The 19,412-nt window shown below is 71.1% G+C and carries 18 protein-coding genes; 14 read left to right on the top strand and 4 right to left on the bottom strand.

Features of this window, described 5'->3' with window-relative positions; all coding sequences use genetic code 11:
• Positions 1 to 54 precede the first annotated feature (54 nt).
• The 10 genes from OG344_RS12950 (at position 55) to OG344_RS12905 (ending at position 11,303) form a co-directional block, all read left to right on the top strand.
• Positions 55 to 1,812, top strand: a complete 1,758-nt coding sequence (locus tag OG344_RS12950; RefSeq protein ID WP_405088438.1) for a TauD/TfdA family dioxygenase — start codon at positions 55 to 57, stop codon at positions 1,810 to 1,812.
• 29 nt (positions 1,813 to 1,841) lie between these two features.
• Positions 1,842 to 2,729 (top strand): metal-dependent hydrolase, encoded by an 888-nt coding sequence (locus tag OG344_RS12945; RefSeq protein ID WP_405088437.1) that lies wholly within the window; start codon positions 1,842 to 1,844, stop codon positions 2,727 to 2,729.
• A gap of 22 nt (positions 2,730 to 2,751) precedes the next feature.
• Positions 2,752 to 3,999 (top strand): acetyl-CoA carboxylase biotin carboxylase subunit family protein, encoded by a 1,248-nt coding sequence (locus OG344_RS12940; RefSeq protein ID WP_405088436.1) that lies wholly within the window; start codon positions 2,752 to 2,754, stop codon positions 3,997 to 3,999.
• The gene (locus tag OG344_RS12935; RefSeq protein WP_405088435.1) at positions 3,996 to 5,216 is read left to right on the top strand and encodes a lysine N(6)-hydroxylase/L-ornithine N(5)-oxygenase family protein; all 1,221 of its coding nucleotides are present in this window, start codon (positions 3,996 to 3,998) and stop codon (positions 5,214 to 5,216) included. Before OG344_RS12940 ends, OG344_RS12935 begins: the two co-directional genes overlap by 4 nt.
• Positions 5,213 to 5,560 (top strand): cupin domain-containing protein, encoded by a 348-nt coding sequence (locus OG344_RS12930; RefSeq protein WP_405088434.1) that lies wholly within the window; start codon positions 5,213 to 5,215, stop codon positions 5,558 to 5,560. The genes OG344_RS12935 and OG344_RS12930 overlap by 4 nt, the downstream gene beginning before the upstream one ends.
• Entirely contained in the window at positions 5,542 to 6,654 is a 1,113-nt protein-coding gene (locus OG344_RS12925) for an NAD(P)/FAD-dependent oxidoreductase (protein WP_405088433.1), read from the top strand. Before OG344_RS12930 ends, OG344_RS12925 begins: the two co-directional genes overlap by 19 nt.
• Complete coding sequence (locus OG344_RS12920) at positions 6,651 to 8,291, top strand: class I tRNA ligase family protein (RefSeq protein WP_405088432.1); 1,641 nt, start codon at positions 6,651 to 6,653, stop codon at positions 8,289 to 8,291. The genes OG344_RS12925 and OG344_RS12920 overlap by 4 nt, the downstream gene beginning before the upstream one ends.
• A 75-nt stretch (positions 8,292 to 8,366) precedes the next feature.
• Complete coding sequence (locus tag OG344_RS12915) at positions 8,367 to 9,584, top strand: acetyl-CoA carboxylase biotin carboxylase subunit family protein (protein ID WP_405088431.1); 1,218 nt, start codon at positions 8,367 to 8,369, stop codon at positions 9,582 to 9,584.
• Positions 9,584 to 10,840 carry an MFS transporter gene (locus OG344_RS12910; protein WP_405088430.1) on the top strand — a complete coding sequence of 419 codons (1,257 nt, stop codon included), beginning with the start codon at positions 9,584 to 9,586 and terminating at the stop codon, positions 10,838 to 10,840. Before OG344_RS12915 ends, OG344_RS12910 begins: the two co-directional genes overlap by 1 nt.
• Before the next feature lie 79 nt (positions 10,841 to 10,919).
• Positions 10,920 to 11,303, top strand: coding sequence for an SCO4225 family membrane protein (locus OG344_RS12905; RefSeq protein ID WP_405088429.1), 384 nt, complete (start codon positions 10,920 to 10,922; stop codon positions 11,301 to 11,303).
• Positions 11,304 to 11,326: 23 nt separating this feature from the next.
• On the opposite strand, the gene OG344_RS12900 is transcribed toward OG344_RS12905, so the two are convergent.
• Genes OG344_RS12900 through OG344_RS12890 form a run of 3 tightly spaced genes read right to left on the bottom strand, consistent with a single transcriptional unit; the run spans position 11,327 to position 12,943 of the window.
• Entirely contained in the window at positions 11,327 to 11,722 is a 396-nt protein-coding gene (locus tag OG344_RS12900) for a cupin domain-containing protein (protein ID WP_405088428.1), read from the bottom strand.
• A 30-nt stretch (positions 11,723 to 11,752) separates the two neighbouring features.
• Positions 11,753 to 12,253 (bottom strand): FBP domain-containing protein, encoded by a 501-nt coding sequence (locus OG344_RS12895; RefSeq protein WP_405088427.1) that lies wholly within the window; start codon positions 12,251 to 12,253, stop codon positions 11,753 to 11,755.
• Positions 12,254 to 12,313: 60 nt separating this feature from the next.
• Entirely contained in the window at positions 12,314 to 12,943 is a 630-nt protein-coding gene (locus OG344_RS12890) for a class I SAM-dependent methyltransferase (protein WP_405088426.1), read from the bottom strand.
• A 104-nt stretch (positions 12,944 to 13,047) separates the two neighbouring features.
• Here OG344_RS12890 and OG344_RS12885 point away from each other — a divergent pair, with 104 nt between their 5' ends.
• Together OG344_RS12885 and OG344_RS12880 are read left to right on the top strand one after the other, a co-directional pair.
• Positions 13,048 to 14,316, top strand: a complete 1,269-nt coding sequence (locus OG344_RS12885) for a CaiB/BaiF CoA transferase family protein (RefSeq protein ID WP_405088425.1) — start codon at positions 13,048 to 13,050, stop codon at positions 14,314 to 14,316.
• A 99-nt stretch (positions 14,317 to 14,415) separates the two neighbouring features.
• Positions 14,416 to 14,757: a hypothetical protein gene (locus tag OG344_RS12880; protein WP_405088424.1), complete on the top strand. Its 342-nt coding sequence runs from the start codon at positions 14,416 to 14,418 to the stop codon at positions 14,755 to 14,757.
• Here the strand turns inward: OG344_RS12880 and OG344_RS12875 are convergent.
• Entirely contained in the window at positions 14,661 to 16,106 is a 1,446-nt protein-coding gene (locus OG344_RS12875; protein ID WP_405088423.1) for an endo-1,4-beta-xylanase, read from the bottom strand. The two genes, OG344_RS12880 and OG344_RS12875, sit on opposite strands and share 97 nt — an antisense overlap.
• Positions 16,107 to 16,837: 731 nt before the next feature.
• On the opposite strand from OG344_RS12875, the gene OG344_RS12870 reads away from it, so the two are divergent.
• Both OG344_RS12870 and OG344_RS12865 read left to right on the top strand, forming a co-directional pair.
• Entirely contained in the window at positions 16,838 to 17,944 is a 1,107-nt protein-coding gene (locus tag OG344_RS12870) for a cellulose binding domain-containing protein (RefSeq protein ID WP_405088422.1), read from the top strand.
• A gap of 38 nt (positions 17,945 to 17,982) precedes the next feature.
• Positions 17,983 to 19,362, top strand: coding sequence for a PHB depolymerase family esterase (locus OG344_RS12865; protein ID WP_405088421.1), 1,380 nt, complete (start codon positions 17,983 to 17,985; stop codon positions 19,360 to 19,362).
• Positions 19,363 to 19,412 lie beyond the last annotated feature (50 nt).

The following is a 19,412-nucleotide window of genomic DNA, read 5'->3' as shown; positions in this document are numbered from 1 at the left end:
CTCTCCGATGGACGCGAAGTCTCACCTCGCGAAGTCTCACCTGGAGGATCCGGCATGGTGATCGGTATCGATCTGGTGCACGCTGCGGTGTGGAGGTTCGACATTCAGCGGAAATCGGGAGCCGGCCGGGCCGCCGACTTCTCCGAAGTCAGCGTCGTCGCCGACCTCGGAGAATTGGCCGTCGACCTCCTCGGCGGAACGGTGGCCGCTCTCGAGAACGGTTTCCAAGGAGACGCGCTCAAGGGCCTGGACCTCGTGCTGATCCCCGCTCCGGGCGTCGACGGAGCGGTCTTCACTCCCGGGGAGTGCGAGGCCCTCGACCGGTACGTCCAGGAGGGGGGCGCGGTGCTGATCCTCGGGGACGGGGAGTGGCCGCGGCCGCCCCGGGGCCCCGCCCCGTTCGGGTTCGTCTCGGGCGATCTGGCGATCGGCGACCCCGCGGATCCGGCGCAGCCCCATGTGCGGCCCTACCAGTTCCCGGCCGGGGTCACCGGCACGCACCCCGCGCTGGAGGGCGTCGCCCGGGCGTATCTCTATCGGCCCAAGCCCGTCAGCGCCCGCCTCCCGCTGACCGGCCTGGTGGAGAAGGACGGGCAGATCTTCCTGGGGACGGCGCGGCACGGGGCGGGCAGGGTCGCCGTGGTGGGCAACGCCGAGATGTTCGCGCGTCCCTTCCTCGGCCGCGAGGACAACGCGCGGCTCCTGCTCAATCTGCTCTCCTGGCTGCTGGACGGCCGGTCCGAAGGATCGGCCGCCGACCAGGCGGCCGAGGTGACCGGCGCCTACCGGTTCTCCGGCCGGGACTTCTCCTCCACCGAGAACCTGAAGAACGAGCCCGGTCCGCACGTCGTCGACGCCGGTCTCTACGCCCACCTGTTCACCGGGCTCGCCGAGGGGTTCCTGCCCGACTCGGAGACCGACGAGGAGGCGTTCCTCCGCGAGGCCGAACTGCGGTTCCACGAGATGCCGCGCGTCGTCAGGCAGGCGGTGAGCCGGTTCCGTCAGTACGGCACCGACTCGGGCGTCCTGCTGGTGAAGGGCCTGCCCGTGGACCCCGGGCTTCCCCCCACCCCCGCCGACCCGAAGGCGCGCGTCCGCTTCGCCAATCCGCTCAGCGAGCTGTGGCTGGCGGCCTTCGCGCAGGCGCTGGGCGAGCCCATCGGCTACCGCCAGGAGAAGAACGGCCTCCTGTTCCAGAACGTGGTGCCGACACCCCACAACGCCGCGAAGCTCTCCTCCGAGAGCTCTTCGATCCTGCTCGACTACCACACCGAGACGGCGTTCCACCCCTTCATGCCCGACTACGTGCTGCTGCACTGCCTGCGGCCCGACCACGACGGGGCGGCCAGGACGATCAGCGCCAGCCTGCGGATGGCCCTGTCCCGGTTGAGCCTCCGTGAGCGTGCGATCCTCAGCGAGCCCCTCTACCGGACGGGGATCGACTACTCGTTCGGCAGCTCCCACGGCACGAAGGGCAACGGGCCGCTGCTGCGCGTGCTCTACGGCGACCCCTTCGATCCCTATCTCACCGTGGATCCCGACCTCATGATGGGGATCGTGCCCGAGGCGGACGCCGCCCTGAAGCGGCTGCACGCGGTGCTCCACGAGGTCAGGAGGTGGGTGTGCCTCGACACGGGAGACCTGCTGATCGTCGACAACCGCAGGGCCGTCCACGGCCGCTCGGAGTTCACTCCCAGGTACGACGGCCGGGACCGATGGCTCCAGCGCGTCTGCGTGGTCCGGGACCTCGTTCCTTCCGCCGGACACCGAAGACTGCGCGGCCGTATCATCGACACCGCGTTCGCCGTCTGATCCCTTTATCCAAGGACAAGGACCGCGCCATGGGCGAAACCACCTCGGCCCCGAGCACCGTCGCCCTCTTCCCGCAGGGCGTGAGCGCCTGTGAGGCCACCGTCGTCCTCGCGGAGGCCGCCGGCGACGAGGGCCCGTTCGTGATCGCCACCGACCGGACTCCGTTCCACCCGCTCGACCACACCTGGCCCGACCAGCCGGGCGACCGCGGCGCCATGACGCTCGGGCGGCGGGAGCACGCCGTCGTCGACGCCGTCACGATGGCGGTCGGGCCGGACGGCACGCTGTACCGGGAGGAGGAGATCCCCGCCCGCCGTACGGACCCGGGCTGGTCCTTCATGGTCGGTCACGTTCTCGAGACGCCGCCGGACGGGTACGCGGCGGATCTCGTCGGAGAACAGGTGGGCCTGGCGGTGGACGTGGCACGGCGGTCGAGCCTGAGCGCCGCGCACACCGCCTGCCACCTGATGTCCCTCGCCCTGAACATGGAGCTGCGCGACCTGTGGCGCAAGGTCCCGCGTACGGACTGTCTCGGCAGCCCCGACTTCGACCAGACGGCGATCACCCGGTCGAGCATCACCCCCTGGGAGAGCGTCGACCGTTACCGCCTCGGCAAGTCGCTCCGCAAGGCGGGATTCGACGCGGAGGCCCTCCTCGGGCGGCTCGACGCGGTGGGCGAGGGCGTCACGGCCCGGCTGTCGGAATGGATCGCCGGCGGCGGGCGGATCGCGATCGACACCGAGGGGCCCTGGATCAACTCCCGCCGCTGGTGGAGCTGCGAACTGCCCCCCGGTCACGCACGGATCCCCTGCGGCGGCACGCACCTGGGGAATCTCGGCGAGCTGGCCTCGATCGACGTGCGGATAGTGATCGGAGAGGGGGAGCTGGTAGTCAACACTACGGTCAAGCAGTCATGAACCCGGAAGTGGAGGTCAGTCCGTGTTCGATCCGGTCGGCTCGTCCGTCCTCGTCGTAGAACCGGTCTCCGGCGGCGCAGACGTCGCCCGGCTCGCGCACCACCTCGGCATGACAGTCGTGATCGCCTCGCAGGACGTGGGCGACTGCGAGATCCCCCCCGACCTGAGAAAGCTCGCCTCCGTGGTGCTCACCGTGGACACCAACGACGAGCGGACGCTGTTCGACGTGGTCGCCGAGCACCACGAGCGTGAACCGCTCGCCGCGGTGCTCCCGGGATGCGACTTCTACGTGGCCACGACGGCCCGGCTCGCGGCGCGGCTGGGCCTGCCCGGCCTGCCCGTGGAGACCGTGGACGCCGTACGGAACAAGGCGCGCATGCGCGAGCGGGTCGCCGCCGCCGGGCTGCGCACGCCGCGCTTCGCCGAGGCGTCCTCGCTGGAGGAGCTGCGTACGGCGGCCGAGACCGTCGGCTTCCCGTGCGTCATGAAGCCGGTGGAGTCGTCCGGCAGCATCCACGTGAGCAGGGCCGACGACTGGGCGCGGCTCGCCGCCGCGTACGCCGCCCTGACCGGCGACCGGGAGCTCGACCTCGGCCGCCCGATGGGGCACACCGTCGTCGTCGAGCGGTACGTCGCGGGCGAGGAGGTCAGCACCGACGGCTACGTCGAGAACGGCCGGGTCACCGTCGTCGCGATCACCGGGAAGGTCCTCGGCGCCGAGCCGCGTTTCGTCGAGCTGGGGCACCTGACTCCGGCCGACCTCCCGGACGACGTGACGAACGAGGTCATCGCGTACACGGACCAGGTGGTCCGGGCGCTGAACGTCACCGCCGGGCCGTTCCACTGCGAAGTGCGCCTGAGCGACGAGGGCCCGGTCCTGATGGAGCTCGGCGCCCGGCTGCCCGGCGACGGGATCCCCGAGCTGATCCGGCTCGTCACCGGAACCGATCTCGCCGCGGTCATGCTCGCGGCGGGGCTGGGCGTCGGCGCCGCGGAGCTGCCGGCGTTCGGCCCGCCCGCCGCGCCGTACGCCGCCATGCGGTTCTTCACGGCCGACGACCTGGACTCCCACAGCGGGATCCGCGGGTGGGACGAGCTGGACGGCCGGCCGGAGGTCATCGGCAGGCAGCTGTTCATCCCGCCCGGCACGCCCGTTCCCCAGACCGGCGACTGCCGTTCGCGGCTCGCCTGCGTGCGCTACATCGCGGAGTCGCATGAGGCCGTCCTGGCTTTCTGGAAGAGCCTGGACGACCTGGCGGTGCTCCCGTGAGCGACGTCCTGGACTACGCGGCGGTGGGCGTCGGCCCGGCCAACCTGAGCCTGGCGGCCCTCGGCGCCGACGTGGAGAACCTGCGGAGCGCGCACTTCGAGGCGCGCCCCGGTTTCTCCTGGCACCCGGGCCTGCTGCTGCCCGAGGCGACCCTGCAGGTCTCGCCGTTCAAGGACCTGGTCACGCTGGTCGACCCGACCAGCCGTTACTCGTTCCTCGCCTTCCTCGCCGGCGAGGGCAGGTTGTACCAGTTCCTCACCGCGAAGTTCCCGGCCGTGCTGCGCGCCGAGTTCGACCAGTATCTCCAGTGGGCCTCCCGGAGCATCCCGTCCATCGAGTTCGGCGCGGAGGTGCGCGGCGTCCGCGTCCGTGCCGGGAACTTCGTCCTCGACACGGGACGCGGCGAGGTCGCGGCGCGGAACGTGGTGCTCGGGACCGGCCAGGCGCCGTTCGTCCCCGGCTTCCTGCGCCCCCACCTGGGCGCCGACGTGTTCCACGCCGAGGAGTTCCTGTCACGGCCTCGGGAACTGCCCGGCCGCGCCGTCGCGGTGATCGGCGGCGGGCAGTCGGGGGCGGAGATCGTCCGCCACCTCATGCGTCTCGACGAGCCGCCGCGCGGCATCACCTGGATCACCCGCAGGCCCGGCTTCCTCCCGATGGACGACTCCCCCTTCACCAACGAGTACTTCTTCCCGGCGTACGCGCGGGAGTTCCACGGGCTGCCGCGGCCCGACAAGCGGGAGCTCCTGGCCGAGCAGAAGTACGCGAGCGACGGGATCGACCTCGCGACGCTCCAGGACGTCTACCGCGAGCGCTACCGGCACGAGTGCCTGCTGGGCCGCAAGGACTGGCTCCGCCTGATGCCCCGGTCGGAGGTCACCGGCTGCGCCCCGCTCTCCGGCGGCTGGGAGCTGGAGGTGAAGGGCCCGCACGCCTCGGTCGTCCGCTCCGACGTCGTCGTCCTCGCGACCGGGTACGAATACCGCCTTCCGGACTGCATGGGCGAGCTCGCTCCCCACCTGGCCAGAACTCCCGACGGGCTCGTGGTCGGCGACGACTACGCGCTGTCGCTGGACCTCCGGACCTCCGGCCGCGTCTTCCTGCAGAACGGCGCCCGGCACGCCTGGGGCATCGCCGACCCCAACCTCAGCCTGCTGGCGTGGCGCAGCGCGGTCATCCTCAACGCGATTCTCGGTTACCGGAGGTACAACACATGAGCCTCCCCCGGCTCGGCTTCGAGGCGCTGCCGCGCGAGTTCGAGGAGCTGGACGAATGGGCCGCGCTCCTCGGGCCGCTCCTCGGGCCGTTCGACGGCGACCGGCCCTTCTCCATGGCGCGCTTCACGGTGGCCCCCGGCGGCGCGACGCCGCCCGACAGCCACGCCGTGAAGGAGATCTGGCTGGTCCTCGACGGCACCGGAACCGTGCGCTACGAGGGCCGGCCGTACGAGGTCGGCAAGGGTGATCTGCTGGGTTTCGCGCCCTTCGCCGAACATGTCGCGATGGCGGACCGCGGCGTCCCGCTCTCCGTGCTGTCGATCTGGTGGGGCACGACCGGATGACCGGCGCCGTCCGGGAGTTCGACCTCGCGGTCGTCGGAGCCGGTGTCGTCGGCGCGATGACCGGCCATCTCGCCCTGGAGAGACAGCCGGGACTGCGCCTGCTCACCGTGGATCAGCTCCCCCTGGATCAGGACGGGCTCAACGCGACGGATCTGTCGGCGGGGCTCGACGTGCCGACGGGGCGGGACGCGCGGCAGCGCGAGCTCGCGGCGCGCAGCACCGCCCTCTACCGGCGGCTCCTGGCCGGGCGGCCCGGCCTGCCCGTCCGTCCCGTCGACACCTTCTGGCTGCTGGCGCGCGACAACGTCGGCCGTCTCCGCGAGACGATGGCCGGTCCTGCCCTGGAGGAGGCCGGCCCGGACGCCCTCGACGGCGTCTTCCCCGGGCTGCGCCCGTCGGGCGACCGGATCCTGCTCCGTTCCGACGGATCCTGGCGCGCCGACGTCGCCGGGCTGACCCGCGCTCTCCTCGACGAGCAGCGGGGCCGCCCCGGCTGCGCCGTCCGGGAGGACGAGGAGGTCACCTCCCTGCGGCCGTACGCGGACGGATTTCTCCTGGCCGGCGAGGGCGGACGGCCACTCGCGCGGTGCCGTGCGGCGGTCGTCGCCACCGGCCCGTGGGCGTTGCACGGACCGTTCGGCGAGCGGATGCGGGCGGCCGGGCTGCGGATCAAGAAGGTCGCCGCGTTCCACCTGGACCTCCGGCCCGCCCACGACGCACCCGTGCTGATCTTCGAGGACGACGACGCGTTCCTGCTGCCGCAGCCGGAGAGCGGCCGCTGGCTCTTCAGCTTCACCTCCCAGGAGTGGGGCGGCTCTCCGGTCCTCCGGCCGGCCGCCCTGAGCGGCGGGGATTACAGCGAGGCGCTCCGCGTGCTGCGCCGGTACGCTCCGTCGCTGGCCGGCGCGCTCTGCGGCGGGCGTGCCTTCTACGACGGCTACACCCCCGACCGGCTGCCGCTGGTCGAGCCGGTGCCCGATCACCCCGGCGTCGTGGTCGCCGTCGGCGGCAACGGATCCGGCTTCCGCCTGGCGCCCGCGATCGCCGAACGCGCTCTCAGCCTTCTCCCTCGATCTGGAAATGGTCGCCAATGAGCACTCACTCCACGGGCCTCATCCGCGGCGCGGGCACCCTCCCCCCGCGCCACTACCTGCTGGTCCCGCCCGAGCCGACCCCCAACGGACGGCTCCATCTGGGCCACATCGCCGGTCCCTACCTGCGATCGGACATGCTCAGCCGGTTCGCCCGGATGAGGGGCGACCTGCCCCTCACGATCACCGGGATCGACGTCTACGAGCCGTACATGACGCTCAAGTCGGCCGTCGACGGACGCCCCGAAGGGGAGATCGCCGCCGAATACCACGCGCTCATCGCCGAGGACCTGGCCGCGATGGACATCGGCCTCGACGCGTTCGTCAACCCGGCCGAGGAGCCGTGGCGTACGGCGTTCGAGGACGAGGTGGCCGGCTGCCTCCGGCGGCTGCGGGAGCGGGGCGCGGTGACGACGCTGCGCGAACGGGTCCCCTACAGCCCCTCCGCGGGGCGGTTCGCCGTGGGCCCCTGGCTCGCCGGCCGGTGCCCGGACTGCGGCGCCGGGGCGGGCAGCTACTTCTGCGAGGCCTGCGGAGGACACTTCCGCCCGGAGAATCTGCGCGACCCCGAGGGCACGAACGGAGTGGGCCCGCTCCAGTGGCGGGAGATCACCTCGCTGTTCCTGCGGCCGGCGGACCCCCGCGACCTGGGGGCGCGGATGGCGGACATCGGGGTCCCGGCGCGCTACCGGGAGACGGTCAGGCGCTACCTGAGCCGCGAGGGCGGGATGGTCCGCGTCAGCGCCCCGGAACGCTGGGGGATCCCGCTGGACGAAGCGGATCCGGGCGTGCCGCGGACGCTCTTCCCGTACGCCGGGATCTTCATGTTCGCCCGGCTGGCCGGCGCCGTCCACGGCTCACTGAGCGGCACCGGCGTCAACGCGTTCGACCCCGGCTCGGACGTCGTCACGGTCACCAGCCTCGGCGTCGACAACGTCGTCCCCACCCTCGTCTGCATCGTCGGCACGTCGCTGCTCCATGGGGACATGAAGACGTACGACCGGACGCTGATCAACGAGTTCTACGGGCTCGAAGGGGAGAAGTTCTCCACCAGCAGGGGCCACGTCATCGGGGCCGCCGACATCGCCGGCGCCCCGGACGTCGACGTCGACGCCGTACGGTACTTCCTCGCCGGGACCCGGCTGGAGGAGCGCCGGGAGAGCATGGAGCCGGAGTCGTTCGTCGAGGTGGTCAACCGGCGGCTGGCCGGCGGTCTGACACCCCTGCTGGAACGCGCCCGCCGCGGGCTCGCGGAGGTTTCCGTGCCGGAGGCGATCTCGGACAGGCAGCTCACCCGGCTGGAGACGCTGCTGGAACGGCAGCGGTCGGCGCTGGACGGCCCGGTCGTCGCGACCTCCCGGGCGCTGGAGGCCTTCGACGCCTGGTGGCGGAGCGTCCCGGACCTCGACGAGAGCGCCTATTGGTGGCTGAAGGGCGTGAGCGTCCTCGGATTCCCGATCATGCCCCGGCTGAGCCGCCGCATCTGGGAAGATCTTGGCGGTGTGGGAGAGCCCCGGCTGGCGGACTTCCCGGCCCCGACGCCACCGCGCGAGGCCACGCGTCCGCTGGGGTTCGGCACGATGAGCATCGGCGACCTCGTGCCGGTCCTGCCCGCCACCTCGCGGTACGCCCTGGCCTGACCCTCGCCACTGTCCTTTGTCACTCCTACCGACTGTCACTCCTACCGACTGTCACTCCTACCGACGGAAACGACGATGCCGGACCGCCCGCACTACCTCGTCGTCAACCGCTACGACGACAGCGACGCCGAGTATTTCCGCTACTGCGCGGATCAGCCGTGCGACCTGTCGTACGTGACCCTGCCCATGCGGACGACGGCGCTGGGCCCGGTCGAGCCGGGCCGGGTCAGCTCCCTTCCCGACCTGCGGCTCGCGACGTTGGTGCCGGCCGCGCGAGACCTCGCCGAGCGGTACGGACGGTTCGACGGGGTCGTCGCGCTCTCCGAGTTCGACGTGCTGACGGCGGCGCTGCTGCGCGAGGAGTTCGGCGCCCCGGGACCGGCCGCCGACCTGGTGCGGGCGTTCAAGGACAAGATCGTGATGAAGGAGCGGCTGGCCAAACGTGGCCTGCCGGTGCCCCGGTTCATGGAGCTGGGCGCCTCCACCACGATCGCCGAGATCTTGGCCGGGATCGGTTTCCCGCTCGTCCTCAAACCACGGGCCGAGGCCGGCTCCGTCGGGGTGCGGATCATCCGCGACGAGGAGGAACTCGCGGCCGAGCTCGACGGTCTCGACGTCACGGCGTTCGAGTGCGAGGAGTTCGTCTCCACCGAGATCTACCACGCGGACGGCGTCCTCTCCGGAGGGCGGCCGCACTTCCTGAGCGTCTCCGGCTACGTCAACACGCCCCTGGACTTCCTGCGGGGCAGGCCGCTCGGCTCGGCGACGCTCGACCCGGGCCCGCTGCGGGACGAGCTTCGCGAGTTCGCCGTCGCGTGTCTCACGGCTCTCGGCCTGGAGACCGGCTGCTTCCACCTCGAAATCATCCGCCGGCCCGACGGCGGTCTGGTGTTCCTCGAAGCGGGGATGCGCGCCGGCGGGGCCGAGGTGCCCTATGTCCACCGGGAACTCCACGGCATCGACCTGGTGACGGAGAGCTTCCGTACGGTCCTGGGCATCCCGCTGCGGTCGGCGGGCGCCCGCTTCGGCGACGCCCCGGCCGGATGGGTGGTGATGCCCGAACCCGCCCTCCGCCCCGGCCGGGTGGTCCGCCGTACGGCGATGACGGGCATCGTCCCCCAGGTGTACGCGGAGGTGCTGCCGGAGCCGGGGGACGTCTTCGACGGGACCGGCGGCTACTTCCACGTGCCCGGGCGCTTCAGGCTGACCGGGCCGGACGAGCGCGGCGTCCGCGCCGCCGCCCGGAGGGTCATGCGGGAGTACGTTGTCGAGTTCGAGCCGACCGGCCTCTGATGGCCGCCGTCCACTGGCGCAACCTCGCGGAACTGGCCGGATTCACGCAGTTCCGCAACCAGTTCCTCGCGAGCGCCCTCTCCTCGGTGGGCAGCGCCCTGACACCCGTCGCGCTGTCGTTCGGCGTGCTCGAGGCCACCGGCTCCGCGGCCGCTCTCGGCCTGGTGCTGGCGGCGTACTCGGCGGCTCAGATCGTCTTCATGCTGGGCGGCGGCGTGTGGGCCGACCGCCTGCCGCGCAAGCGCCTGATGGTGCTGTCCGACGCCGTCAGCGCGGCCTCGCAGATCACGTTCGGCCTGCTCCTGCTGACGGGCCATCCGCCGCTGTGGGCGATGATCGCGCTGCACGGCCTCGCCGGCGCGGCGAGCGCCCTGTTCATGCCCGCGTCGGTCGGGCTGGTCGCCGAGACCGTGCCCTCGCGGCTGCTGCAGGAGGCCAACGCCCTGCTGTCGCTCACCCGCAACATCTCGGTGAGCGTCGGGCCGATGATCGCGGGACTGGCGGTGGTCCTCGCCGGCGCCGGCTGGGTGCTCGTCGCCGACGGGCTGACCTTCCTGGGCAGCCTGCTGTTCCTCCGCCGGCTGGCGGTCCCCGCCCGGCCCGCGGCCGAGGGCGGCGGCTTCCTCCGCGACTTCCGCGGCGGATGGCAGGAGGTCGCGAAGCGATCCTGGGTCTGGACGGGCATCGCCATGTTCATGATCTTCAACTTCGTCTACTCCTTCCTCTACGTGCTGGGGCCGGTGTCGCTGTCCGGCTCGGACAACGGCGGCCTGCTCTGGGGAGCGGTCGCCGCGAGCCTCGGCATCGGCGACGTGCTGGGCAACGCCCTCGCCGTACGGTTCCGGCCGCGCCGCCTCCTGCTCACCGGGCGGCTCATGATGCTGCCGGCGGCCCCGCTGATCGTCGTGCTCGGAGTCGCGCCGGAGCCGATCCCGCTCATCCTCTGCGGGCTCCTGGCCGGGATCGCGACCACCTTCCCCAACACCCTGTGGGAGACGGCGCTCCAGCAGCACATCCCCAACTCGTCGCTGTCACGGGTCTCGTCGTTCGACTACGCGGGGTCCTTCGTCCTGCGGCCGGCCGGGCTCGCCGTCACGGCCCTCGCCGCCTCGGCCTTCAACACCCAGGTGACGTTGACGGCGGGCGCCGCGCTCATCGCCTTGTCCGTGACCGCGAGCCTCCTCGACCGCGGCACCCGCACACTAATCCGCAACGAACACCAGGACCACCCGGCCCCCTCCACCGCACCAGGCTGACGCGCCCGGTGACGCACTGAGTGGCACTTGAGTATTCACGCTCAGGACATGGCGCCCGCAGTCGGTCAAAGTGGGGACCATGCGACCGCTGCGAGCACTGACCCGCTACGTCTCCCGATATGAGCGCGGAGGCTTCGCCGCGTCGATCGCCGGGCCCTACGCGCTGATCGTCGTCGCCGCGACCGTCTACGTCGCGATCTCGACGCAGAGGCCGGGCAGCCAGGGCCTGGAAGCAGTCGTTCTCTTCGCGGTCACCACGCCGATATCACTGCTCCTCCTGTCCCTGCCGCTCGCATCACTGCCGGACGACCCACCCGGCCCGCAGATCTTCCTGCTCACGATCACCGCCGCCGGGCTCTTCCAGGCGTGGCTCCTCTGGCTCATCGCGCGCGGGCGCAGAAAGGACAAGGCCGCCGGCGGAGACACTCCGGCTCCGGGACCGCCGACGGCTCGCCCATCATGAGCGAGGACGGCGTACGGGGCGGATCAGGGGAGATTGTGGCCTGTGGTGCTGTCCACGTTGGCCGGAACGTCCCCTTCGTGGCGGTCCCCGGTCGTCAGGGTTCCCGACGGCTCGAACATCAGGATCGACCCCCCGGGCGACGACGGCTTGTGCTCGGTGCCCTTGGGGACGACGAATGTGTCGCCCTTGTGGAGCACCACCGTCGTTTCGACACCGGCGGCATCGCGTATGGCGATGTCGAACCGGCCGTCGAGGACGAGAAAGAACTCGTCGGTGTCCTCATGGACATGCCAGACGTGTTCCCCCAGGGTGTGGGCGATTCTCACGTCGTAGTCGTTCATCCGCGCCACGATGCGCGGACTGTAGACGTCGTCGAACGACGCCAGCGCCTCGGTCAGGTTGACAGGCTTCGCGTTCATATCGCCGATTCTCTCCGATCCCACCGGCGGTCAGCCGTTCGCGACCCGGTCGAGGAAGGAGTAGAGGTTGGCTCTCGTGCGGGCGGCCTTCTCCTCCACGGTCAACGACTCCTCGACGACCCCGGCCCCGGGAGCCTCCTTCCTGCCGCGCAGGTAGAGAGAGCAGTCGAGGTCGGTGCACAGATACTGCCCGACGGTGTTCCCCTGACGGCCCGCCTCGCCGGTCCGGCGCGCGGTCATCAGCGCCACGCCGCCGCTGGTGTGGGTGGTCAGGCACAGTGAGCACATGCTGCGGGAGGTGAAGCCGCGCGAGACGCCGGAGGTCACCCGGAGCGCGATCCCGACGAGGGAGCCGTCGCGTTCCGCCACCACGTACGCCCGCTCCGGTGCGCCCGGGTCCCGCCAGCCGAGGAAGTCGAGGTCTTCCCACGGACGATCCGGGAGGTCCCTGGGCAGGTCGAGACGCTTGGCCTCGCCCTTGGAACAGTTGATGAACGACGTACGCACTTCGTGCTCGGTGACCGGCCTCATGAGCGGCGAGGCTAGTCATTCCTAATGGCACTAGGCAAATGATTAAAACCCATAGGCGTTTCAGGGTCGTACGGCCAGCACCCGGAAGCTGACGCCGCGCGCCGCCCGGGTCACCGACTCGATCTCGAACCCCGCCCGCTCCAGGTACGGCCGGGGATCGCGGGTGAGATAGTCGGCTTCGAACCGTACGAACAGGGGTTCCACCAGCCGCATCCCGGCCCGGAGGATCGGGTTGCCGGCGGGCCCGTGCTCGGCCAGCACGAACCGCCCGCCCGGCCGGAGCACCCGGTAGGCCTCACGGGCCGCGGCGGCGGGGTCGGGAATCGTGCACATCGTGAACGTGGACAGGACGGTGTCGGCGATGCCGTCGGGCAGGTCGAGGCGCTGCGCGTCGCCCTGCCGCAGTTCCACCCGCGCGCCGAGGCCGTCCCGGGCCACCCGCCGCCGCGCCAGGTCCAGCATGCGCTCGGACAACTCGATCCCGACCACGGTGGTCGTCGCGGCGTCGTAGAGCGGCAGGTTCAGCCCGGTGCCGACCGCGATCTCCACGACGTGGCCCCGCGCCTGCCCGACGGCCCATTCCCGGCTGCCGGGGAACAGGCGCCGCTCCCAGACCCGCATCTGGTCGTCGTACCGATCCGCGATCCGGTCGAACACCCGTCGTACGTCGGCGTCGGTGGTAACCCGCATAAAACGACCCTAACGCTTGAAACTTCGCGAATGACTTACGCAAGGCCACGGCCGCAAGACGGCCCGGAAGCTTCGCGTACATCCGATTTAGTATGTTTTGCGTCGTGACCCGTCCGCTCCACGGCGTGCTCGTCGCCGACTTCAGCCGCGTGCTGGCCGGCCCCTCCTGCACGATGACCCTGGCCGACCTGGGCGCGACCGTCGTCAAGGTCGAGCGCCCCGGCACCGGGGACGACACCCGTTCGTGGGGACCGCCGTGGTCGGCCACCTCCTCAACGGCCACCTCCTCAACGGCCGCCTCCTTGACGGCCACCTCCTCGACGTACTTCGAGAGCGTGAACCGCACCAAGCGGAGCGTCACGCTGGACCTGGACGATCCGGCCGACCTGACGCTCGCCCGCGAGCTGGCCCGGCGCGCCGACGTGCTCGTGGAGAACTTCAGACCGGGGGCGCTCGACCGGCGCGGGCTGGGCTACGCGCAGGTGGCGGCCGCGAACCCGGGGGTCGTCTACTGCACCATCAGCGGCTTCGGCGCGGGCGCCGGCGCCGGGCTGCTGGGCTACGACTTCATCGTCCAGGCCGTGGGCGGGCTCATGTCGGTCACCGGCGCGGCCGACGGGGAGCCGGCGAAGGCCGGCGTGGCCCTGGTCGACGTGCTGACCGGCAAGGACGCCGCCATCGGGGTCCTGGCCGCGCTGGCCGCCCGGGCGACCACCGGCAGGGGATGCCACGTCGAGGTGAACCTGCTGTCCAGCCTGCTCGCCGCGCTGGTCAACCAGGCACAGGGCTACCTGGAGACCGGCGTGCCGCCGGGGCGGATGGGCAACCGCCATCCCTCCATCGCGCCGTACGAGACCCTGCGCTGCCGGGACGGCCTGCTCGCCGTGGCCTGCGGCAACGACGGGCAGTTCGCCCGGCTGACCCGCGTACTCGGCGAGCCCGGACTGGCCGCCGACGACCGCTTCGCGACGAACGCCGCCAGAGTGGCCAACCGCGAGGACCTCGTCGCGGCACTCGAACGCCTCCTCGCCACCGCGGACGCGGCCGAATGGCAGGAACGGCTGACCGCCGAGCAGGTGCCCGCGGGCTGCGTCGCGGACGTCGGCGAGGCGTTCGAGCTGGCGGAGCGCCTCGGCCTGGCCCCGGCCGTACGCCCCCGGCCGGACCGCGCGCCGCAGGTGCGCCACCCCGTGAGCTACTCCGAGGACCTGGTCCGCCCGGCGGAGCCGCCGCCGGCGCTCGGCGAACACGACGCCGCCGTACGGGCCTGGCTCAGCTCGGCCGGCGGGTCGCTCGCGGATCTCGATCCCACTCCGGCCTCCCCCACGACCTCCCCCTGCATTTCCCCCGAGACAGGACAGATGCCGTCATGACCGCCCGGCCAACCGGCCACGCCGCCTGTCGCTGACCGGCGAGCGGGCCAGGCTGGCCGTCCGGTTACGCTGGCCGTCCGTCCGTCGGAGGGTGTCCCTGTGCGCATCGTCATGCCGCTGTTCGACCGGTTCACCCCGCTGGACGCCGTCGGCCCGTACGAGGTGCTCAGGTTCCTGCCGGACGCCGAGATCGTGTTCGCGGCCGCCACGCCGGGGCCGGTGCGCGATGTGCCGAAATGGCTGGCAGTGATTCTGTACGGCGAGTCCGTACGGCGTGCCTCCGGTGCGCGGGTGGAGGTCCCGCGCACCGGGGGCGTCAGGGGTCGCCGATCAGGAGGTGCGGATCAGGGGCTGGTGCAGGTGGCGGTGGGGGTGGCCGCGGTGCCGTTGGCGGTGAAGCCGAAGGTCGTGGAGCCGCCCGCCGCGATCGAGCCGTTGTAGGACTCGTTGGTGACGGTCACCGAGGAGCCGGACACGCTCTGCCGGCCGTTCCACAGGCTGCTGATGCTCTGGCCGCCCGGCCAGGTCCACTTCACGGTCCAGCCGTTGACCGCCGAACTGCCCGCCTGCACGGTCACCTCGGACTGGAACCCGCCACCCCAGCTGTTGATCGTCTTGATCGTCGCCGAGCATCCGCCGGGAAGCGGGGACCTCGTCGGCGAAGCAGACGGACTCGCACTGGGGCTCGCGCTCGGGCTCCGGGTGGGCGTAGCGCTCGGAGACGGGCTCGTGTTGGGGGTCGCCGCGTTGAGCGCGTCCAGGACCGAGTTGTAGGCCTGCTTCTTGTTGTAGTTCCCGTCGAACAGCAGCGGGGTGTCGCCGCTGCGCCAGGAGTACTTGTCGGTGATGCCCCACACGGTGATGCCGGTGCAGCGGGAGACCGCCATGCAGGCCTGCGTGACGCGGCGGTAGGCGTCGGCCTGGGTGGAGCCGGAGCCGCCGACGTCGAGCTCGGTGATCTGCACGTCGACGCCGAGCGCGGCGAACTGGGCGATGTTCTGCTGGTAGTTCGACGGAGGGTTACCGAAGTGCGACTGCAGGCCGACGCAGTCGATCGGCACGCCCCGCGCCTTGAAGTCCTTGACCATGTTGTAGACGCCACGGGTCTTGTTGGCGTTGGCGTCGTCGATGTTGTAGTCGTTGTAGCACAGCTTGACATTCGGGTCGGCGGCCCGCGCCGCGCGGAACGCCTCCTCGATGAAGCCGTTGCCGAGCTTCTGGGTGAAGATCGAGTCGCGCAGCGTGCCGACCGCGCCGCCGTCGTTGAACGCCTCGTTGACCACGTCCCAGGCGAAGACCTTGCCCTTGTAGTGGTTCATGACCTGGGTGATGTGGTTGGTCATCGCCGAGCGCAGGTCGCTGGCCGACATGCCGCTGTTGATCCAGCTGGGCAGCTGGGCGTGCCACACCAGCGTGTGCCCGCGGACCTTCATGCCCTGGCCGACCGCGTGGTTGACGATCTGGTCGGCCTGGCTCCAGTTGAACGAGTTGCGGGACGGCTCGATCGGCCCCCACTTCATCTCGTTCTCGGCGGTGACGGAGTTGAACTCCCGGTCCCAGGTGGCCACGTAGGTCGAGTCGTTCAGGTGGCCGGCCGCGATCGCGGTGCCGAAGTAGCGGCCGCTCTGCGCGGCGGCGGCCCCGAGGGTGCTCGCCGCGGCATTGGCGGGGAGGGTCGCCGCCAGGGCCGTCACCACCCCGAGCACGCCGAGAGCCCCGGCGGTCAGCGCACGGCGCGGACCGCTGAGCGGTCGCCTGGCGCCACCGGCGGATAAGGGGAAATCGCTCATGCCTGAGCCTCCACTGCTGCATCACTGAAGGGGAACGCGAGGACGCGCCCCCGCGGAAAGACGCCACGCCCCTCGACGGGACGCACGACGTGTCAACGACGCTCGGCGTCACGAACCACGGCCTCCGCCGTCCACCACCAGGCCCGGCAGAAAGAGGCCGCTTCGAAAAGTCAGTCTGGAAATCCCCACGAAACGTGTCAAGACTGCGCCGGAGAGGTGCGAGCGGCCTCCCCGCCACAGCGACCCGCGCCGGGCGGGTGGCACGCGCCGCCACCGCGCTTTCCGGCCGCCTCGCCACCCGTCGCGGGACGGCGCCGGCAGGATGAATGTTTCAGCACCCCGCCCACCTCGGCTTGTGCATCGCGCGCCCATCGGAGCAGTTGAGGCCCACCCGGCCGTACGGCGTTCAGGCTGGTGAATCCGGCCCGCTTGACGGGACCTGACCCCGTCGTATTTGCTCCGCCGCACCACCACCGACATCCACGCCCAACGAGAAAGGCGGGCCCGGCAGAGACGTGTGAGCGCTAACAAACCTTGACTCGCCTTCGAGCACGAAGGTGGGGCGATCCCCCGCCGCCGAGGGCGGCCTAGGTCCGGTCGGCGCGCCGTCGCGGCGCCCGTCTCGTACGCGTGCCCGGCTCCCGCGAGCCCCATCACCACCTCGCCACTACAGCCAGTGTGAGCGCTAACAGAAGCCTTCTCCTCAGAGATCACATTCTTCGGGAGTACTGATGAAGATCCCTCGCATCCGGTTCATCGCGATCCTCCTGGCTCTCGCCCTCCCGGTCCTGGGTACGGTGCTGGGGGCGGGCGCCGCGAACGCGGAGTCCAACGGCGGAGTGCGGGTGATGCCGCTGGGTGACTCGATCACCGAGGGCACCCAGGTGCCCGGCGGATATCGCATCGGGCTGTGGCAGCGCCTGGCCTCCGGCCGCTACACCGTCGACTTCGTCGGCTCGCAGTACAACGGCCCCTCCAACCTGGGCGACCACGACCATGAGGGCCACCCCGGCTGGCGGATCGACCAGATCGACGCCAACATCACCGGCTGGCTGCGCACCTACACCCCCCGCACCGTGCTGCTGCACATCGGCACCAACGACGTGCTGCAGAACTACAACGTCTCCTCCGCCCCCCAGCGGCTGTCCACCCTGATCGACCACATCACCTCGGCCGCCCCCAACGCCGACGTGTTCGTCGCCACGATCATCCCGCTGTCCAACTCCGGCCAGGAGTCGGCCGCCCGCACCTTCAACGCCGCCCTCCCCGGCATCGTGCAGTCCAAGGTCAACAGCGGCAAGCACGTCTACCTCGTCGACATGCACAGCAAGCTCACCACCGGCGACCTCACCGACGGCATCCACCCCACCGCCGGCGGCTACGACAAGATGGCCGCCGCCTGGTACGCCGCCCTCCAGTCGGTGCCGGGCAGCCTGGGCCAGGGGTCCAGCCCGAGCCCCAGCGCCAGTCCCAGCCCGAGCGCGAGCCCCAGTGCCAGCCCCAGTGCCAGCCCCAGTGCGAGCCCGCCGCCGGGTGGCAAGTCGTGCTCGGCCAAGTACGCGCTGACCGGGCAGTGGCAGGGCGGTTTCCAGGCCGACGTGACCGTCACCGCGGGCGGATCGCCCATCTCCTCCTGGACCGTCACCTGGCGGTTCGGCGACGGCCAGACTGTCACCCAGTCCTGGAACGCCACGATCACCTCCAGTGGCGCACAGATCACCGCCCAGAACGTGAGCTACAACGGTGCGCTCGGCGCCGGCGCGAGCGCACAGTTCGGCTTCCTCGGCAGCTCGAACGGCGCCAACAGCGTGCCCGCCGTGACCTGCACGGCGGCCTGAGCCTGACCTGACGAACCCGGCGTACGAAAGGACCTCCTGTGAAACGAAGGCTCAGATCCCTGCTGGCCGCCGTGTCGCTGCCGCTGGTGCTGGTCGGCATGCTGCTCGCGGCCCGGCCCGCCGCGGCCGCCACACTCACCCGGATCACCGGGTTCGGCACCAACCCGACCAACCTCAACATGTACCTCTACGTACCCGACCGGGTCGCCGCACGACCGGCCCTGCTGCTCCTGGTCCACTACTGCAGCGGCTCGGCCAGCGGCATCTTCAACGGCAACGGCCACGACTACGTCACCGCCGCCGACCGCTACGGCTACATCATCGTCGTCCCCGAAGCCACCCGCAGCGGATCCTGCTTCGACGTGTCCACCCCCGCCGCGCTCCGCCGCGACGGCGGCAGCGACTCCACCGGCATCATGGCCATGGTCAACTACACCCGCCAGCGCTACAACGTCGACCCCGGCCGCATCGTCGTCAGCGGCTTCTCCTCCGGCGCCATGATGACCAACGTCCTGGCCGCCCAATACCCCGACGTATTCTCCGCCGCCTCGGCCTTCTCCGGCGTCCCCGCCGGCTGCTTCGCCACCAACGACGGCTCCCTGTGGAACGGCCAGTGCTCCGGCGGCCAGATCAGCAAGACCGCCCAGCAGTGGGGCGACCAGGCCCGCGCCATGTACCCCGGCTACACCGGCCGCTACCCCCGCATACAACTGTGGCACGGCACCACCGACACCACCCTGCACTACAACAACTTCGGTGAAGAAATCAAACAATGGACCAACCTCAACGGGCTGAGCCAGACCCCCGCCTTCACCGACCACCCGCAGTCGAGCTGGACCCGCACCCGCTACGGCAACACCAGCACCCAGGCCACCGTCGAGGGCATCAGCATCTCCGGCGTCGGCCACCAGCTCCCCATGAACGGCCAGCTCGCCTACGCCATCTCCTTCCTCGGCCTCGACGCGCCGAGCACCTCCCCGTCGCCCTCGCCGTCGCCGTCCGCGTCCCCCACGCGGTCGCCGTCGCCCTCGCCGTCGCCGTCCGCGTCGCCCTCCGCGTCGCCGAGTAGCTCCCCGTCGTCCTCTCCGACGGGTGGTACGGGCGCCTGCCGCGTCAGCGCCACCGTCAACGCGTGGAACAACGGCCTGACCGAGGACATCACCCTCACCAACACCGGCTCCTCCGCGATCAACGGCTGGTCGCTGGCCTTCACGCTCCCCAGCGGGCAGACCATCACCAGCGGCTGGAACGCCACCTACTCGCCGAGCAGCGGCCGGGTCACCGCGACCAACGTCAGCTACAACGGCTCGATCCCGGCCGGCGGCTCCGCCCAGATCGGCTTCCAGGCCACGCACACCGGCAACGCCGGCAAGCCCACCTCGTTCACGCTGAACGGCGCCGCCTGCACGCTGTCCTGACAAGAGCCGTGTCCTGACAAGAACCGTGTCCTGACGACACAGTCCGAGAC

Source organism: Microbispora sp. NBC_01389 (assembly GCF_045040095.1).
Classification (GTDB): domain Bacteria; phylum Actinomycetota; class Actinomycetes; order Streptosporangiales; family Streptosporangiaceae; genus Microbispora.
Note: the sequence above shows the minus strand (reverse complement) of the source record. Positions and strands in the feature narration are given on the sequence as shown.

What these genes read in the sequence shown, in the direction of transcription:
- OG344_RS12950 (WP_405088438.1), top strand. Translation starts at nt 55, where the DNA reads ATGGTGATCGGTATCGATCTGGTGCACGCTGCGGTGTGGAGGTTCGAC.
- OG344_RS12945 (WP_405088437.1), top strand. Translation starts at nt 1,842, where the DNA reads ATGGGCGAAACCACCTCGGCCCCGAGCACCGTCGCCCTCTTCCCGCAG.
- OG344_RS12930 (WP_405088434.1), top strand. Translation starts at nt 5,213, where the DNA reads ATGAGCCTCCCCCGGCTCGGCTTCGAGGCGCTGCCGCGCGAGTTCGAG.
- OG344_RS12920 (WP_405088432.1), top strand. Translation starts at nt 6,651, where the DNA reads ATGAGCACTCACTCCACGGGCCTCATCCGCGGCGCGGGCACCCTCCCC.
- OG344_RS12915 (WP_405088431.1), top strand. Translation starts at nt 8,367, where the DNA reads ATGCCGGACCGCCCGCACTACCTCGTCGTCAACCGCTACGACGACAGC.
- OG344_RS12910 (WP_405088430.1), top strand. Translation starts at nt 9,584, where the DNA reads ATGGCCGCCGTCCACTGGCGCAACCTCGCGGAACTGGCCGGATTCACG.
- OG344_RS12905 (WP_405088429.1), top strand. Translation starts at nt 10,920, where the DNA reads ATGCGACCGCTGCGAGCACTGACCCGCTACGTCTCCCGATATGAGCGC.
- OG344_RS12900 (WP_405088428.1), bottom strand. Translation starts at nt 11,722, where the DNA reads ATGAACGCGAAGCCTGTCAACCTGACCGAGGCGCTGGCGTCGTTCGAC.
- OG344_RS12895 (WP_405088427.1), bottom strand. Translation starts at nt 12,253, where the DNA reads ATGAGGCCGGTCACCGAGCACGAAGTGCGTACGTCGTTCATCAACTGT.
- OG344_RS12890 (WP_405088426.1), bottom strand. Translation starts at nt 12,943, where the DNA reads ATGCGGGTTACCACCGACGCCGACGTACGACGGGTGTTCGACCGGATC.
- OG344_RS12875 (WP_405088423.1), bottom strand. Translation starts at nt 16,106, where the DNA reads ATGAGCGATTTCCCCTTATCCGCCGGTGGCGCCAGGCGACCGCTCAGC.
- OG344_RS12870 (WP_405088422.1), top strand. Translation starts at nt 16,838, where the DNA reads ATGAAGATCCCTCGCATCCGGTTCATCGCGATCCTCCTGGCTCTCGCC.